Below are 16,641 nucleotides of genomic sequence, written 5' to 3'. Positions count from 1 at the left end.
AAATGATCAGATCACAGGACTTGGAAAAGGTTCAACTAATTTAGGCAACAACGCCCTTTAACATTATACGAGTGTACTTGATTGAATATGGATGAGAGGAGAAAGGTAATTTCTATGTCGAGAGCATCTACGCTATACCGAAAGAAAATATGGTCGCTGGTTTAGTGTTCGAAGGAGTGATCGTTTTACTGAGCTTCGCAGATATCATGATTATTTCGAGCTCGAATGACCCAGGAACGATAAAATTAGGATTGGCGATTTTACCTATTTTTCTCATGTTATATGTTTTCTTTGGGCTGGACTATCGCAAAACTTAGGGTCGAAATGTTGGGCTAGTTTTATATAGTAGCGAGCTCTAAATTGATGAGTCATATAGAAAAGCTATACATACCATTTGGCTTGATTATTGAAATTGACGTTTTTGACGTCTTTTTTGACGACGAAATGTACAGCTGATTTCATAAGTACTTGATTTGAATGTTAATAAAGGTGAATTGATTAACTGGCTAATTTATCAATTGGGTGCGATTTCTATCACATTAATCGCATATTTTGACTATAAATTATATATTTTCATTATGATTTTTATAGTATTCCTCTTCTAATGCACTCCTTATATAACTTAAGCTTAATTTGTAAAAACTCGGGAGAGCGAGCATGGGAAAGTTAAATGGTATTGTAACTGAGCGCCGAATGGCCGAGGTAGCACCTACAAGGGCTACTCTTATAGCTAGGTCAGTCCAGTCTCTTTTAGACATGTGTGACAATGAACTTGTGATAGAGAAAAATGTCCATTGCACCTTTCGGATTTCAGAACACGAACAGCATTGGCTAGAAGAGTACTTTGTAAGGAAGGGAGGTCAAAGGTTTACAGTGACTAGCATTCTTAACTAGGTAAAGCATAAATAATAAAAAGAACTATAATAAGTTGGGGTTGTAAGTTGGAGTCAAAAATGGAGCTTATTCACATAGGTACTTTTGAGTTGGAGATTTCTCAAAATGCCACTTTGAAGATGCCTGATGGAATGGACTATGTCATTACTTTACCGGAAGCTAATATTCTTAAAAAACTTCATAGTGATATTGACTCATTAATACCTAGAAAGGATCTCGAATTAGCCGGTTGGGGTGAAGATAACTCGATAGGAGTTAACTCTTTAGCTGTTGCTATTTCAAACTTGAGAAAAATTCTTAAGCTCGGAGGTATAAAGATAGTTAATGAGCCTAAAAGAGGCTATAAGATTGTCTTAAGCGATGCTGATGTGCCGATCTCAGAAATATTTGCGATTGATAAGACTCAGATAGGTAATGAAATTTCAAATAATAAAACCGAGAAATATAAAAATGGAAAAATTATAAAGATTGGTTTGATTTCGTTTTTGATTTCGTTTTCCAGCATATTTATTTTCTATTTTTCAATGTCGTGGGTTTATGTGAAGTGTGAGTCAATATTTAATAATGAAGTTTGCTATCAAACCTCACAAGAGAGTGACTTAGGAAAAATAAAATTTAACAAAAATAGTAAAATATATTTTGCATCTTTAGACGAGTATGTCGAGGTGGCTGATGATGTTGAATAAATTATTAGTTATTTCTTTGTTCATGTTTTCGATCACAGTTTCATTTTTTATGTATGGTTTGGTTAATGGAGCTGGTTGTTCTTATCAACTCACCGATATGGTAACGGACAATAATCGAGAGACATTTTTGAGTTGTTATCGAGGAAAAGTAGTCGCTTTACATTATCATCGAGAAGGTGATAGTAAAATTCTATCTACATGGAAAGTTGAGGGAAGGCAATTAGTGTTTGGTGAACAAGTTATATACTTGGTCTACAATAGGAAAAGAGTTCAAGGCGGAGTTGATGAAAATACAAGTGACCGATATAACCGAATATCTGAAGGCTACAAGATGTTGTTTTATAAATTTAAGATCGTAGGGAGTAAAGTCTATATTTTCCAAAAGTTCCCAAGCAAGAAAGTGCTAACTAGTGACTTTAAAGGACGTATTTCGTTGTCAAATTAATTTTAAGATTTAAACAATGTCAAAATCAATCATTAAACAGCTTACTTTAAATAGCCAAATCGTGTTTGCAACGTTAATAGTGCTTAGCTTATTTATCCTTGACTTAAGCAAGAAACGAACGGAAGTTCAACATGAACTGGAGTTAGTTCTTAACACTTTTACTTTGTATACTAACTAAGTATTAGCTGATGCTTTATATTTGTCAGATGATTCTAATTATAGCATTGATTCATCAATACCAGATAATATTGATATGAAGAATTTTTATTATCACAACAACTTCTACGATCTAAATGAACAACAGAAGATAATTACAAAAAATATTTTTGATGGCTTTCATTCACGTATTAACTTTCGTAATTTTGGTATTGCTTTTCCTGAAGATGAAATTTTTATAAGTTCTTCTCCATATCAGGATATTGTTGCCCCTATTCCTTTCACTGATCTTTGTAGGGCCATAAAAATTTGTACCGATCGATATGTTAATAATCAGTATTATGATAATGGGATCAAAGTTAGCAATAGCTACTATTGGAACTCAAAATCGATAGTTACAATTTATATTCCTATAAAATATGCTAACAATACTTTTGTGTATTTTATTAAATATGATGTACCAACTAGTTCGTATTTTTCATCTTTATTTAACTTCAGAATTGACAATTTTGATCTAACATCAAATAAAGAAATCTATTTGAGACCCAAAAAGGAATTAGACTCTATATTTTCGATTAAGCTTAAGGAATCTTTTGAAAGAAATGGAATCAAGATAAACTATGATGTAAAAATACCACTTTTATTGATCCTAGATGAAAGAGATTTAGCTAAACTTTTAGCGATTTTATTCTTAATCTTCTTATCTGTCTATAATGTAAAAATTAAGCATAAGCATAAAGCTCACCTTGATAGAGTTAAGATTCAGTCTTCTATCGATAGTTTGACAGGGGTATATAACAGAAATTATTTTGACGAGTATAGAAAAATAAAGTTTAGTCACACAAAATATGCTTTGATATCTATAGACGGTAATAGAATTAAATACTTTAATGATAACTACGGACATAAAGTTGGTGATGATGCGATAAAAATAATCGCATCAGCTTTGAAAAATAACTTTAGAGAAGAGGACCTGATATTTAGATTAGGTGGGGATGAATTTTTGGTTATTGTTATTGGCAATTGTGATGTTGGAAAACTAGATATGATTATTGAACGGTTGCATAGTTCACTTTCTCTGTCCGAAGTTTTGAAAGGGCAAGTTGTTTCTATTTCTTGTGGTATAGCTTTTTCCGAAGAGGCTAATGACTTTGAAACAGTACTTAAGCTATCGGACTCGAGAATGTTTGAAGATAAAGAAAAATTATTGATATAAATTATACTTATATTGCGGTTTTTTACTGTAAATAATCACTTTTCCTACGTACGTTACTGCTTTATTTTCTAAAAGATTAAGTGATGGACGTTTCAAAGCTAAAAGTATTAATACTTGATGATTCAAATGTAGTGTTGAATAGTATGCGAGGGATGCTATCGAAAATAGGATTTAACGAAAAAAGTATTTTCTTCTCTCAAAGCCCGAAGACTGGCATATCTATAGCAAAAAGAGAAGTTTTTGATTTAGTTATATGTGACTACAATTTCTACTCAACGCTTGACGGTAAGCAAGTTTTCGAAGAAATGAAACATTTTGATTGCTTAAAAAGTGATGCTTTATTCATCGTTATAACAGGTGACTCATCACTTGAAACTGTTAACGCATTGGTAGAGCTAGAGCCCGATGATTACCTATTGAAGCCGTTTAATCAGTCGTTTTTGAAGACTAGGGTTATTCAAGGACTTAAGCGTAAACAAGCGATGAAAGACATCTATGTTGCAAGAGCTCTTGGAGATTTTTCTCAAGGCATCGCTGCATGCGATCAAATATTGCCTTTCTTCCCAAGCTATTACACACACATTATGAGAGAAAAGGGTAGATTTCTTAGACTCATGCAGCTCTGGGAGCAAGCTCAATCATTTTATTCAGAATTGTCTGCTAGTAATGACTCTGATTGGGTCAAGCTAGGAATATCTAACTCTATGAAAAACCTCGGAGAAATTAACAAAGCAAGGAAGGTTGTTGAGAGTATTGTCGAGCGGGATCCTAACAATGTTAGTGCGTTGAAAGAAATAGCAAGTATCGAAGTTCTTTCCCACAACATTCCGGCAAGTATTACACACCTTCAAGCTGCAAATAATTTGACCAAAGGCAACTCAGAGCGAGAGCTTGTGATATCAAATTTGTCTTTATCTGTTGGAGATTACTCTTCATCCCTAGATTTTTATAAGAAATATGTCCAGTGCAATAATGATACATTCAGGAGTAATAACTGGATGAAAATAAATCTTATTAGACGAATGCTAATGCGATATTCTGAAAATCAAGAATCAGCTTCTAGTCTACTTGAGATTGAAAGGTTAATGGCTGAATTGCTATCGATAGATCAACGCTCAAAAGATTTACAATTACAAATTGATATTATCTCAGCCCACGTATTATTGGTTCAAGGTAAGTATGATGACTTTGTTAGCTTGCTCAATTCATCTTATAAAATTACAAGTAAGGGAGAGTGTCGCTTCCATTTCTATGACGTTTTGTATTTTGTGTGGCTATTGTCCCATTGCTCTTATGACAACGAGTGCAAAAAAATATCCTTAATGTTGATCAAAGCATTTGAGACTTGTGTGGTAGAAAATAAGAATGACCTTAACAGTGAAATAATATTAGACTCTATGAACCTTTTGATGGAGAGTATATTGGAGATCGAAGAAAAGAAAAGTACATGGTTGAACGATAAATATAATCTAATTAAAAGCCTTTCAAATAAAGAGTCACTTCCTATTTATATAGAAATTTCTAGGAAGTACCCAACTCTTGTATCTGTTAGGACTAAGATAGTAGAGTACCTTGGAGAAATTTGGCCTGAAGGTTTTGGGAAAAATCAAGTTAGAGTATTGTTGAAACAAAGTGACGATATAATACGTCAATCGAGTGATAACTCTGAACTTAAAAAAACAACTTATAATCAAAGCTATAATAAGGCGTTATCATCAATAAATGGAAAGAAAGCCTTGGTAACGCAATAGTCCCATCCTAATTAAAAATAGTTCTATCAATGAATAAAGAGTTTCTAAAAAAATGCTTAAACTTACTTCAAAGAGTAGGTGAAGCTAAGTACATAACGTTGTTTGGTAGTTATGGGGTTTTTATCAATGGCAATTTGATCGGAAAAGTAATTCACGACGACTTTTACGTCAAAGCCGATGAAGAGCTCATTTCATTTTTTTTGGATAGCGGCATATCTCCATACTGTTACGATAAATGTAATGGGCATGTGGTTACGAAATATTATCCGGTAAATGTTGACGATACAAAATATTTTTTTGAACTTATCCATAAAGTCATTATTTCATGCGAGAGTGAGAAATTGGTTCTTTCAAAAACACTGACTCGTTTTAAAGACCTGCCAAACTTACGTTTATCTACAGAAAAATTGTTGTTAAAGGCCGGTATTAATGACGTAGATAAGCTTAGGTTGGTAGGCTCGGTGTCAGCATGCCTTGCCATTAATCAAGTACATAATATCGAAATAAATGAACAGTTTTTATTATCGATAGAAGGGGCCATTCGCGGTGTGCATTGGTCGACTTTTAGTCAGGGTATACGCAGTGAACTTTGGCTTGAATATGTTGATGCTCGGTCGTGTATAGATGTAGTCCTGCGATGTTCGGACTGCGTAGAATAAAGGATCTAGGTCTATCTCCTTGGTCATGTAGTGATTTAATCAAAAGTGACACAGTGTAACCAATTTGATTTTAACAAATTTACGGACCTGTAAGTTTAGGACTGGGTCGACGATAGTGTGAGGTTAACATTACTGATACAAAAAATATAACAATAACCAGGTCGCGCAAGTTGGATATCCATTCTTTGATGCGATTTATTTAGACATTCATAGTTAATTTAGTAAAGACGAGGCACGTATATGAATATAAAGAAAAAGCTCTATTCGTTGGGGATGTTCTCCATCTTCGGCATGATTTCACTGCTGTTTACCACATCACAATTTGCAGACACCACCGCTCAAATGAGCGAAGCCAAACAAATTACCAAAGAGCTTGAAGTGCGTTTGCTCAACCTTCGCCGTAACGAGAAAGATTTTTTACTGCGTAGCGATATGAAAGACCTCGACAAGTTCGACGTAAACTACAAAAAATTCTTAGCGTCTGAATCTGAGCTAGATACAGTGCTCAGTGATTTAGGTTTAGCCAACAGCACACACCTACGTGAAGACATCGAAACTTACCACACCAGCTTTGTTAACTTAGTTAAAGCGAGCGAAGTCTATGGGCTATCACGTGACAAAGGTATGCTAGGCGAGTTTCATGTTTTGCTCGATAACATCAGCGCGACAGCCAGTGCGGAACAAAAAATCGAGCTTTACCTGTTCAATGACTTAATTGAGAAGGGGGAGTTTGACCCGAGTGTTCTTTCTATAACTTCAAATATGAGTAGCTCAGCGGCTTTGATAGACGCTGCTCGCCAAGTGGTTGAGCAAAAGCGCGTGATCGGTTTGAAGCGTAACGAAGGCCTGCTAGGCGAAGCGCGTTCTGGTTCGCACGTTATCGAGACTCAGTTTAAAGAGTTCTCGGCGGTGCTAGACCAACAAACGCAGCAAGAGATGGACAAACTATCGCTGATCAACAACATCCTTTGCGTCACACTACTTGTGTCGATCATTCTGTTCAGCTGGTTAATCGTCCGTTCTATCATTGGCAAAATTGAGTCACTGCTTTCGGTTATCCGTAATATCGTTAACTCAAACGACGTGTCTATTCGCTCTCACCTAGATGGTAAAGACGAACTCAAAACGCTAGGCCAATACTTCAACCAACTGTTGGATCAACTGGAAGGGCTTATCGCTGCCTCTCAATCTAAGTCACTGCAACTGACACAAAGCACATCGAACATGCATGATGAGCTAGAGTCAGTAATCAAACAGTTTGAAGTTCAAGCAAATCACACATCTACAATGACAACGTCAGTTCAAGAGATGGTACTCACCATTGGCGAGATCTCTGAAAGCACATCGGTTGCCGCTGAAGGTGTACATCAAGCGAAAGTGAATGCCGATAAAGGCCGTGAAGTGGTGGTTGAAACCATCAGCAACATCACCCAGTTGTCTGAACGTCTTTCAAGCAGCCAAGATTCGATCAGTTCACTGAACCATCATGTTGACCAGATCGGCGATGCAGTAAACATCATCCAAGGCATTGCAGAACAAACTAACCTATTGGCATTGAACGCAGCAATTGAAGCAGCACGTGCGGGTGAACAAGGTCGTGGCTTTGCGGTAGTTGCCGATGAAGTACGCGCACTAGCAAGCAGAACGCATCAATCGACCACAGAGATAACTTCAGTGGTGAGTGCAATTCAAAGCCAGATGCAGGCGTCGATGGCAGAGATTGGCGAGTGTAATCAACAAGGTCAACTAACGCTGAAAGATTCGGAAGAGCTGGATGCGAGCTTGCAACTTATCTTGAGCGACATGGAAAGCATCCAAGGTAATTCAGAACGTATTGCTTCAGCGATTGAAGAGCAGGGCGCAGTAATGGCGCAAGTGAGTGACTCAATTACTGAGCTGAACACTATATCGAACGACAATAACGCTTCGGCGCAGCATTGCTTAGTTGAAGTGGACAAGGTAGCAGAGCAAGCGAACGATATGGACCAAGCGGTGGCGCAGTTCAAGACTTCTTAATTGATAATGATTTGAAAAGCACTTAATAATAGGGAAACCAAGATTTAAGTGGGATGAAAACAAAGGCGCAGATTATCTGCGCCTTTTTGCATTTGAGTGCTTTGGATGTGATTTACCTTGTCAAAAAAAGACCCTGCTCGGGGGGAGCAGGGTCATTTGGTTCAATAACGCTTGTTACTGTTACTGTCGCGTTGTTATTTACTTCGGCCTTCCAACACTTCGAGTGCAAGATCGACCGCTTTGTCGATGTTGTCGCATCCCGCTAACTTACCTGAGCTGATAGGACCAAGCACATTAGCGTATAACGAGAGCTGCTTGTTAAATGGCAGGCTCAACTGCTCATATAACCGCTGTCTAATCTCGGCATGCTGCTCAGGAGCGTGTGCAGCAAGTCTTTTCAAAGGCATCATAAGCGGCTAGGGTGAGTTTTCCTGATGTGATGTGAATCTTTATGAGGTCAATTTCGTCACCTAGTTCGCCATACATTTGCAACCCTGAACCTACGTATACTCGTAGCAGTAGTGGTAAATCATCGATAAGGTCTCGATGTAGGATCAGTGAGTGCCCTTCGTTTAGCAGGCTTGCTGGTAGTTGACCGTGTGCTTTCTCGCATTGCTGATGAATTAAGTCGGTGTCGGCAATCGCAAACAGTAATTCCGCAGCTAGGTTGATTGCGGTTTTGTAATCATCAAACAAGGCTTTGATGTCGCGCTTTAGGGGCTCTGGTTGCTGCGTATAGGGTTTTCTTTTCTCAAACAGTCCCATAGCAAAGTAGAGGAGAAGATCTTCTTTTCGGCTCTTTTCTGCTTGTTCAAATTCTTTGGTATCAAACATCTCTTGCAGTAAGTTGAAGGTTTTTCTGTGTGAGCCTATTAACTCAAGAATTTTGTCAGATTGTTCAAATTCATTATTGGCAGGAATACGCCCTAGCTCTAAACAGGTATTCCAAAAGCTATTAAACAAGCCTTGATGTTGAGTAATAAGCAGTTTGGCTTTGTCTTTGGCTTCAATAGGCTCTGGTGACGTCAGTTGCTGCCATTTGTGGTGGCGTTTGTATTTACTTTGCAGGTACAGTTGCTCTTCCAATTTGTCTTTGAAGATATAAAAAATACCAGGCGCGACGGTAATTGCGTCTTCTTGTAGGCTTCTCTCTATGTACGCTTTGATTTCTGATTGCGTATAGTATTTTTGGAAGGTGTTACGAGAGGTGATGACCCCATCTTTATAAGGTTTGAACTGAGCAATGTAGTTTTCGTTAGCCAGCATGACAGAAACCACCAGAAACTTGTCTGCTAGCTCCCATGCGTCTAGTAGGGCTTCGAGTCTGTCATCTTGGTCTTCTATTACGTTAAGAACAAACCCTATGTTTACGATATCAGAACTGGATTTGTCGTTGTCGGGTTGAAAGTTCGGATCCCAACCCAGAGCGTCGAGGCCATGTGCTTCGAGCTCTCTTAAATCGTCTCCGCGGCCACAGCCATAATCGAAAATTGAGTGTTCGCCTTTTAAGTAACCATGTTTAACGAGAGTCTTCATTGGTGCGGAGAGTTCATGACGAACGATGGCCGTTCTGTACCTATCAATCCCAGTTTCTTCTTGCGTTGTTACAGAGGAGCATCGGAATAGTCGACCATCGACAAGCTCGTAACCATTGCGTGCTATTAGGTTTTCCCAAGAACGTTTAAAACCAATCAAACGGCTGTTTTCGTACAGGCCTGCATTCTCGCCTTCTTGTGTGAGTGAAACGAAATGTTCGTAATATTCACTCGTTGGCAAAACCATGGTTTCTTTTCTATGTAAGATCGGTGGGTTTTCAGATTCGCGATAACCTGTAATTTTGTGGCTTAGTTTAGAGAGGTCGACATTGAGGCTTTGTTCTAATGCGGGATAGGAATCAGTATAAAAATTAGGGTAGTGGAGAAGAGATAAACGGAACTCTTTTTTAAACAGCTTAACGAGGTTCCAGTCTTCTACATCTAAGTTAACGGCTTTTGCTACGGCAGGAATGAACTGTATCAATGCATTAGGTAGCGCACTGAATGCATCTTTATGAAGGTAAATCGCATTGGGCAGTTGTTTGCCTATGTTAACCTCAGCAACTAATTTAGAGAATTGATTCACATCCATGTTAGTTGCTCTTTTTAATGTTTATTAGTTAATGACAAGCTGTATATTATTGAATGTCCGGCTTCCTCACTCGTGTTGTTTAGTGGCTGCTATTCGCTTTCATTATAAACTCACTCCACCAGCGCATGATTTCTTTCCTTTGTTCGAAAAAATCAGAGCGGTTATAGCTTGCTCTTGTCGAATTTTTGTCCATATGCGACAGGCAAGCTTCAATGTGAAGCGTATCGAATCCTTTTTCATGTAAAGCAGTAGAGGCAATGGCTCTTAATCCATGTGCTACAAGTTCATTTTTAAAGCCCAAACTACGTTTTAATGCTGCGTTAGCAGTAAAGATACTTAGGTGGCTTTTTGGGTTTCGTTCTCCGGGGAAGACGAATTCTTTACCTCCACTTTGAATCCTGATTTTTTCAAGAATACTAATAGCTTGTTTGGTGAGAGGGACTCTGTGTTCACGTCTACGTTTCATTTCCTCAGCAGGTATGGTCCAGCATTGTTTTATTAAATCGATGTCTTTCCAGCGTGTTCTAGCAGCTTCTTTTGGACGGGCGATGGTATGTAATTGCCATAATAGAAGTAGTTTGGTTTTATCTTGAATGTTCTCATTCTGTTCTAAACGAGACAATAATTCGTCTAATAATTCGGGACGTATAGTAGGCATGTTTTCAACTTGGTGTTTCTCAAATGAGTTGATCATTTTTGTTAGAGGATTAGCTGATATGACATCGCTCGCTACAGCGTATTCCATTATTTGATTTAGGCTTTGGCAAATTCTTTTAATGGTTGATAGTTTACCATCGGCTTCCAATGGCCTTAGTGTTTCAATAGCATCACGTCGACTGATCTTACTTATAGGAAGTGCGCCTAAATGGTCGAATACGTATTTTTCCAATGTTCTCCAGGTTCGTTCTGCATGAAATGGACTAACCGATTTACTCTTTCTTTCAAACCACATCGTTGCAACAGCAAGAAAGTTATCACTGTGCTTACGCAACTCTTCAATTCTCTTATCTTCTTTAAGGCGTTTAGGGTCTACACCTTCCGCAATTTGCTTCCTATATTCTGCTGCTTCTAATTTGGCGGCTGCCAGTCGTAAAGAGGGATAGGTCCCCATCGAAATTTTGGTTACTTTACGCGTTACAGGGTGACGATATTTAAACTGCCAGGCTTTCGTTCCTGTTCCTGCTCTGGAGCGTTTAGGTCGAATACGAAGTTGTAGGCCCTCTTCAACAGTGTAGGTATATTCCTTGTCTTTGATAACGAGAGCTTTGATTAATGTATCTGTAATTCGTTTGGCCATAACAATGATTACATGGAGTGATTGTGGAGACCATTGTATAGTAATTTAATCTGGTGGGGTACCAGGTGGGGTACCAAAATGTTGAATTGGAGCAGAATTTATTGGGATGGCCTGGGATGTGGAATTCATTTAGGTTGTTGTAATTTATAAGGTTTTGGTATTTATTGAGTGGTTGTGGGATTTTGATTCAGGTGCCCCCATTACACCTGCATCAGTCGTAGAGCAAAGCAAGTTGAGATCTCATTTAAGACTAAAACTAGAGGAGCAATACAGCACCTAGCCATTGATGCAACTGGCCTTAAGGTTTATGGCGAAGGTGAATGGAAAGTCAAAAAACACGGGACGGATGGCAAGCGTAGAGTCTGGCGAAAGCTGCATATTGCAGTCGATACAAGCACTCATGAGATCATTGCCGCCGAGCTAAGTTTATCAACGGTTACAGATGGAGAAGTACTCCCGAACTTACTGAAACAAACACGCCGAAGTATCCTTGAGGTGTCTGGTGATGGCGCTTACGACACGAGATTGTGTCACGCTGCTATTAAGATTAAGGGAGCCATTGGGCTTGTTCCCCCACGAGAAGGGGCAGCCTTCTGGGAGCGTGGTCACCCGAGAAATCTCGCCGTGGCTTGCCAGAAGTTATATGGCTCAAATAAGTATTGGAAAGAGCGGTATGGATACCACAAACGTTCACTCTCAGAAACAGCGATGTATCGTGTTAAACAGTTATTAGGAGGGCAACTGAGCTTAAGAAATTACAATGCACAGGTGGGTGAAACTTACGCGATGATAAAAGCGTTGAACAAGCTTACTGGGTTAGGTATGCCTGAAACTTGTCGTATCGACTAAGAAACGCCCGAAACGGGGTAGCTCTATTTTTAAATCTAATTACGCAACAAAGCCCTTACGATGACTTAATCGAGCGACTCGAGTCCACTATAAATCAATGGACAGAAACACATAAGAAGTCAATTAAATAGGATGTATAACGACTTGTCGTCGTTTTTGCAAAATACAAAAAGAGCAAAAGCGTCGCCAAACCTAGAGCCGTTTATTGAGGCGATAAATTTAAAGGAAGCATTATGCACTGGAACCTGTTTATTGTTTTGGAAAGCGATCTAGCTGATGTTTCCAAATACATCGAGTTTGATGAGAGAAATTTTGACGCTTTCTCCACTGAACTATCAAAGTTACTGCTATCCATTGGCTCGGAAGTGGATGTGGTTTTAAAGCAACTTTGTCGAACCGCAGACGCAAAGGCTTCTAGAAAAAACATCATCGATTACTTCAAGGTCATTAACAGCAATGCTTCAGCCAAAGAAATGCTAAATGAGGAGGTTTTTATAACGCGATTCGGTTTGTCATTTCAACCGTTTGCTGGTTGGGATGAAAACAATCGCCCTAAATGGTGGAGAGCATACAACAACGTCAAACATGATCGATTGCAAAACTACCCTGAAGCATCCTTAAAAAATGTACTGTTTGCAATTTCAGCATTGATGGTTTGTATTTTCTACTTAGAAAAGCTATCTAATCCTGAGAAAAACAATAAAAAGATCACATCAGCACTACAACCAAGCACTCTACTGTTGAAGCTGCAAGAAGGTTACTACTACGACACGGTGGTAGTTTAAATTAACAAACGTTTAAGGTTTCAAGTTACTTTTTCTCATCAGACACGACTACATTAGGTTAAGTGCTCTAAGAAGCTTTTGTCCAATTTTGAGTCACGATGCCAGCGGAACGTGTGTACGATTTCATCGTGACTTATCAGCAAAGTTGCCAGAACAAGTATGAGCTAGTGCAGTTAAAATGTGTGAGTTATACGTTGCTTTTGCATTCCCATGCAACTAACCCACAACCTTAAGACTCTTTTTACCACTCATCGACAAGCTCCCCTTTGCAGCTTCTTCAATGTGGTCACTCCACCACGCCATGAGAACTTTACGACGTTCAAGGTAATCTGTGCGATTGTATGCGCTTCTTACCTTATCTCTATCCACATGAGAAAGTGCAGCTTCGATAATATCAAGAGTAAAACTTTGCTCACTCGAGATGGTACTGGCTAACACTTGATAAGCGCAAAAGATCAATCTACTCAGAAGACAAATTTTTAACCGTTTAGGCAACCTCTCCGTTTGTTAAATTACCCCAAATCAATAGAAAATGTTAATATCGTCACATTAATTGCTGATGCGGCTATAGGTGACTTGGATTGTACCTTTGGTACCCCAAAATCGAATTCCACCTCTTGGTACCCCACCTGATACCCCGCCAGCCTAACCATAAAAACAAAAGGTAACAAATACATATGGTTGCAAGCAAAATCCAATGGTTTCCGGGTCACATGCATAAAGCCCGCAAAGAAATCGAAGAAGTTATCCCACAAGTTGATGTGATCATCGAAGTACTAGACGCTCGTATTCCGTTCAGTAGTGAAAACCCAATGATCTCCTCACTGCGCGGCGATAAGCCTTGTGTAAAAGTGTTGAACAAGCGTGACCTTGCAGATCCAGAACTGACTCAACGTTGGATTGAACACTTCGAGAAAGAGCAAGGCGTTAAAGCGATTGCGATTACGACTAGCGTAAAAGAAGAAGTTAACCACGTTATGGAGCTGGTACGTAAACTGGCGCCGCACCGTGAACAGATGGGCAAAAACATTCGTACAATGATCATGGGCATCCCGAACGTGGGTAAATCGACTATCATCAACTGCTTGGCTGGACGTACGATTGCAGTTACTGGTAACCAACCTGCGGTAACTCGTCGTCAACAACGTATCAACCTGCAGAATGGCGTGATCCTTTCTGATACACCTGGAATCCTTTGGCCTAAAGTAGAAAACCCACACAGTGGCTTCCGCTTGGCTGCAACAGGTGCTGTAAAAGATACAGCAATGGAATACGATGAAGTGGCATTCTACACAGTGGAATACCTAGCAAAGCAGTACCCTAACCTTTTGCAAGAACGTTACCAAATTGAAGAACTGCCAGAGTCTGACATCGAATTGATGGAAGCGATTGGTCGTAAGCGTGGAGCACTTCGTGCCGGTGGACATATCGACATTCACAAATGTTCAGAAATCCTGCTTCACGAATTGCGTAACGGCACTTTAGGTAAGGTAACGCTTGAGTTGCCAGAAATGATCACACAAGAGCTGATCGAAGTTGAAGAAGCGGCTGCGCTGAAAGCCGAACAACAGATCAAGAAAAAAGAAGAGCGTCGTAAGCGTTATTTGAAGAACAAGCGTTAATCGCGATTAGTTTTTATAATCTGCTTTAATTTCTGTTTACCACTCTTACACCAGCCTCTAGATATTCACGCTCTATCGATAATAGAGCGTGAATATTGCCCGCTACCGTTTGTTGATCTAGCTAACATACTGACAAATCTATAGAAATGGTCGTTTACAATCCCAAAGACTGTGACATACTACGCAAATTATTGTGTATCAATCTCGGCTAATTTCTCAATGCGCTCTTATTCTGGGTTCAAGAATCAAAGATTTAAAACCTATTTCGATAATGAAATTTATTTGCCGTACATAAATTTCATCTACATCCCTATCTCAATATTCTGTGCTTTTATCGTCACCGACTACATCCACTTTGGTAGCGAGTGCATTACGCCTATCATTTTCCGAGTCATACTTTTTTTATTGATGATGGCCGCCGCCAGATACTGTATTACAAACAAACCCAACGTTTTGGAACTCGTAGAAAGTGCCTTCCTTGTAATTAGCTCACTTTTCTTGGTCTATGTCGGTCGACTAGCCATCGAGCTGAACAACTTCGATTACCAAGGTGGCATCATTTTAGTGATGATCTACATTGGTACGTTTTCAAGATTGTCAGCCAGATACAGTATATCTACGCTGTCGTTTATCTTTTTGGCTTATCTCATCGGCCTTGCGCCACTGCTTTATGAAGCGGAGCCAGAGCATGAAATAGAAACAATTTCCGTTTATATTTCGGCTTACATCCTAATCTCAGCGGCCTGTATTAGACGTGACCTGGAAGTACACAAACGTTTCGCTCAATCCGAGCAACTCCGCAAACAAGCGATTCAGCTTCGCAAGCAATCCAATATGTTCGAGGCCCTTTCCTATCAAGACGCACTAACGGGCTGCTACAACCGCCTTTATCTTCATCAGGTGATAGAACCGAGCATAGACCGTCAGCGATCCATTACATCGATCATGATAGATATTGATCATTTCAAATCGATTAACGACACCTACGGCCATCAAATGGGTGACATGGTTATTAAAGAACTGGCCGATGAGATTCAAAAACGACTACCGACTAGCAGTAACTGCTTTCGATACGGCGGTGAAGAGTTTTTGGTGCTGGTCCAAGGAGAAACCGAGGCTTCAATTGAATCGCTGGTTAATGCCCTTTTAGAATCCCCTACTCGCCTTAGATTAGAAGTAACAATTTCAATCGGTGTGAAACATGCCCCTCAAGCCCTTGGTTCTGTCGAGCAGCTTATCGACGACGCTGACCAAGCACTCTACATTTCGAAAAAAGGCGGTAGGAATAAGATCACATGGTGTGATTAATCGCCCAATATTTCACGCATCTTTGCGAATCATTAAAACGACCACTAATTCAATCAAAAAAGCCCCGAGCAACTTAATACTCGGGGCTTTTGTCTTTGTTCTTCTGCTTTAAAATAGCTTCGTTAAGAACCTGCTACTCAGCAAAAAAACAGTATTCAACAAGAATCGACTAAGAATACACAACGCTAGCTGTTTTCTGTTCAAGTTCAACGGGAGAGCTCCAAGAAATCACTTTTTCATTCACTTGGCTGCCACATGGTGCGTTCCAAACTTGCTCTAGTTCTTCTTTGCCACCAATCGCCTGATAAAAAGCAATCGCTTGGTGGTTCTCAGACATCACCTCTAGGTAAAGCCCTGAGTCCGAATAGTATTGCTGCAACCACTTCGACAATTCAGACAACAGACGCTTGCCTACACCTCGACCACGATAATTATTGTCTACGTGTAGCGCATCAATGAACGTGCCACGTTCAAAGTTGTGATTACCAAACGCGCAGACGAAACCAACCAGTAAACCACCTTCTTCAAGCAATAAAACATGTTGGTTGAAAGGAGGATTAATCAAACGAGTCTGCCAAATAACAGATCTGTCCTCCAAAACATCATTTTCTAAGTAATCATCAGCAAGAATGCCACGGTAATATAGCTTCCAGCTATCCGCGTGTAATTGGGCAATCCGCTCATAATCTTTATATTCAGCTACCTTAATTTCCATTTATTAGCCCTTAGTACTTCCATTTATGACTTGCTACTACATTTCACACTACCTTTATACAATATTTAAGCAAAACATACTAATACACGTTTACACTTTCAATATTGACTTACAC

13 protein-coding genes and 2 pseudogenes are annotated in these 16,641 nt (G+C 39.3%); 10 read left to right on the top strand and 5 right to left on the bottom strand.

The window, feature by feature from the left end:
- The first annotated feature begins 953 nt into the window (after positions 1-953).
- From AB6E85_RS09260 to AB6E85_RS09235, 6 genes are all read left to right on the top strand, one after another.
- Positions 954-1,580 carry a transcriptional regulator gene (locus AB6E85_RS09260; RefSeq protein WP_372142379.1) on the top strand — a complete coding sequence of 209 codons (627 nt, stop codon included), beginning with the start codon at positions 954-956 and terminating at the stop codon, positions 1,578-1,580.
- Positions 1,567-2,025, top strand: a complete 459-nt coding sequence (locus tag AB6E85_RS09255) for a hypothetical protein (RefSeq protein WP_372142377.1) — start codon at positions 1,567-1,569, stop codon at positions 2,023-2,025. Before AB6E85_RS09260 ends, AB6E85_RS09255 begins: the two co-directional genes overlap by 14 nt.
- A gap of 199 nt (positions 2,026-2,224) precedes the next feature.
- Positions 2,225-3,397 carry a GGDEF domain-containing protein gene (locus tag AB6E85_RS09250; RefSeq protein WP_372142376.1) on the top strand — a complete coding sequence of 391 codons (1,173 nt, stop codon included), beginning with the start codon at positions 2,225-2,227 and terminating at the stop codon, positions 3,395-3,397.
- Between the two features lie 83 nt (positions 3,398-3,480).
- Positions 3,481-5,148, top strand: a complete 1,668-nt coding sequence (locus tag AB6E85_RS09245) for a response regulator (protein WP_372142375.1) — start codon at positions 3,481-3,483, stop codon at positions 5,146-5,148.
- 29 nt (positions 5,149-5,177) lie between these two features.
- A complete protein-coding gene (locus AB6E85_RS09240) occupies positions 5,178-5,807 on the top strand; it encodes a TfoX/Sxy family DNA transformation protein (protein WP_372142373.1) in 630 nt (209 codons plus the stop codon).
- A 291-nt stretch (positions 5,808-6,098) separates the two neighbouring features.
- A complete protein-coding gene (locus AB6E85_RS09235) occupies positions 6,099-7,823 on the top strand; it encodes a methyl-accepting chemotaxis protein (RefSeq protein ID WP_372142387.1) in 1,725 nt (574 codons plus the stop codon).
- Between the two features lie 194 nt (positions 7,824-8,017).
- On the opposite strand, the gene AB6E85_RS09230 is transcribed toward AB6E85_RS09235, so the two are convergent.
- From AB6E85_RS09230 to AB6E85_RS09220, 3 genes are all read right to left on the bottom strand, one after another.
- On the bottom strand, positions 8,018-8,233 hold the full coding sequence (locus AB6E85_RS09230; protein WP_372142371.1) for a PAS factor family protein: 216 nt from the start codon (positions 8,231-8,233) through the stop codon (positions 8,018-8,020).
- Entirely contained in the window at positions 8,196-9,950 is a 1,755-nt protein-coding gene (locus AB6E85_RS09225) for a DNA phosphorothioation-associated putative methyltransferase (protein ID WP_372142370.1), read from the bottom strand. Before AB6E85_RS09225 ends, AB6E85_RS09230 begins: the two co-directional genes overlap by 38 nt.
- 79 nt (positions 9,951-10,029) lie before the next feature.
- Positions 10,030-11,247, bottom strand: a complete 1,218-nt coding sequence (locus AB6E85_RS09220; protein ID WP_372142369.1) for a tyrosine-type recombinase/integrase — start codon at positions 11,245-11,247, stop codon at positions 10,030-10,032.
- 192 nt (positions 11,248-11,439) lie between these two features.
- Here AB6E85_RS09220 and AB6E85_RS09215 point away from each other — a divergent pair.
- Positions 11,440-12,096, top strand: a pseudogene (locus tag AB6E85_RS09215) (IS5 family transposase); the annotation flags it as partial.
- A 233-nt stretch (positions 12,097-12,329) separates the two neighbouring features.
- Positions 12,330-12,881, top strand: a complete 552-nt coding sequence (locus AB6E85_RS09210) for a hypothetical protein (protein ID WP_136994508.1) — start codon at positions 12,330-12,332, stop codon at positions 12,879-12,881.
- Between the two features lie 216 nt (positions 12,882-13,097).
- Here AB6E85_RS09210 and AB6E85_RS09205 read toward each other — a convergent pair.
- Positions 13,098-13,322: pseudogene (locus tag AB6E85_RS09205) on the bottom strand (integrase); the annotation flags it as partial.
- A 236-nt stretch (positions 13,323-13,558) separates the two neighbouring features.
- Between AB6E85_RS09205 and ylqF the strand changes: the two are divergent.
- Together ylqF and AB6E85_RS09195 are read left to right on the top strand one after the other, a co-directional pair.
- On the top strand, positions 13,559-14,503 hold the full coding sequence (gene ylqF, locus AB6E85_RS09200) for a ribosome biogenesis GTPase YlqF (RefSeq protein ID WP_086714176.1): 945 nt from the start codon (positions 13,559-13,561) through the stop codon (positions 14,501-14,503).
- 282 nt (positions 14,504-14,785) lie between these two features.
- Positions 14,786-15,811 carry a GGDEF domain-containing protein gene (locus tag AB6E85_RS09195; RefSeq protein WP_170930168.1) on the top strand — a complete coding sequence of 342 codons (1,026 nt, stop codon included), beginning with the start codon at positions 14,786-14,788 and terminating at the stop codon, positions 15,809-15,811.
- A 169-nt stretch (positions 15,812-15,980) separates the two neighbouring features.
- Here AB6E85_RS09195 and AB6E85_RS09190 read toward each other — a convergent pair whose 3' ends face one another.
- Positions 15,981-16,526, bottom strand: coding sequence for a GNAT family N-acetyltransferase (locus tag AB6E85_RS09190; protein WP_019824456.1), 546 nt, complete (start codon positions 16,524-16,526; stop codon positions 15,981-15,983).
- Positions 16,527-16,641 lie beyond the last annotated feature (115 nt).

Source organism: Vibrio sp. 10N.247.311.51 (assembly GCF_041467855.1).
GTDB lineage: Bacteria > Pseudomonadota > Gammaproteobacteria > Enterobacterales > Vibrionaceae > Vibrio > Vibrio coralliirubri.
The sequence above is the reverse complement of the archived record's forward strand: the minus strand, read 5'-3'. Positions and strand labels throughout refer to the sequence as shown.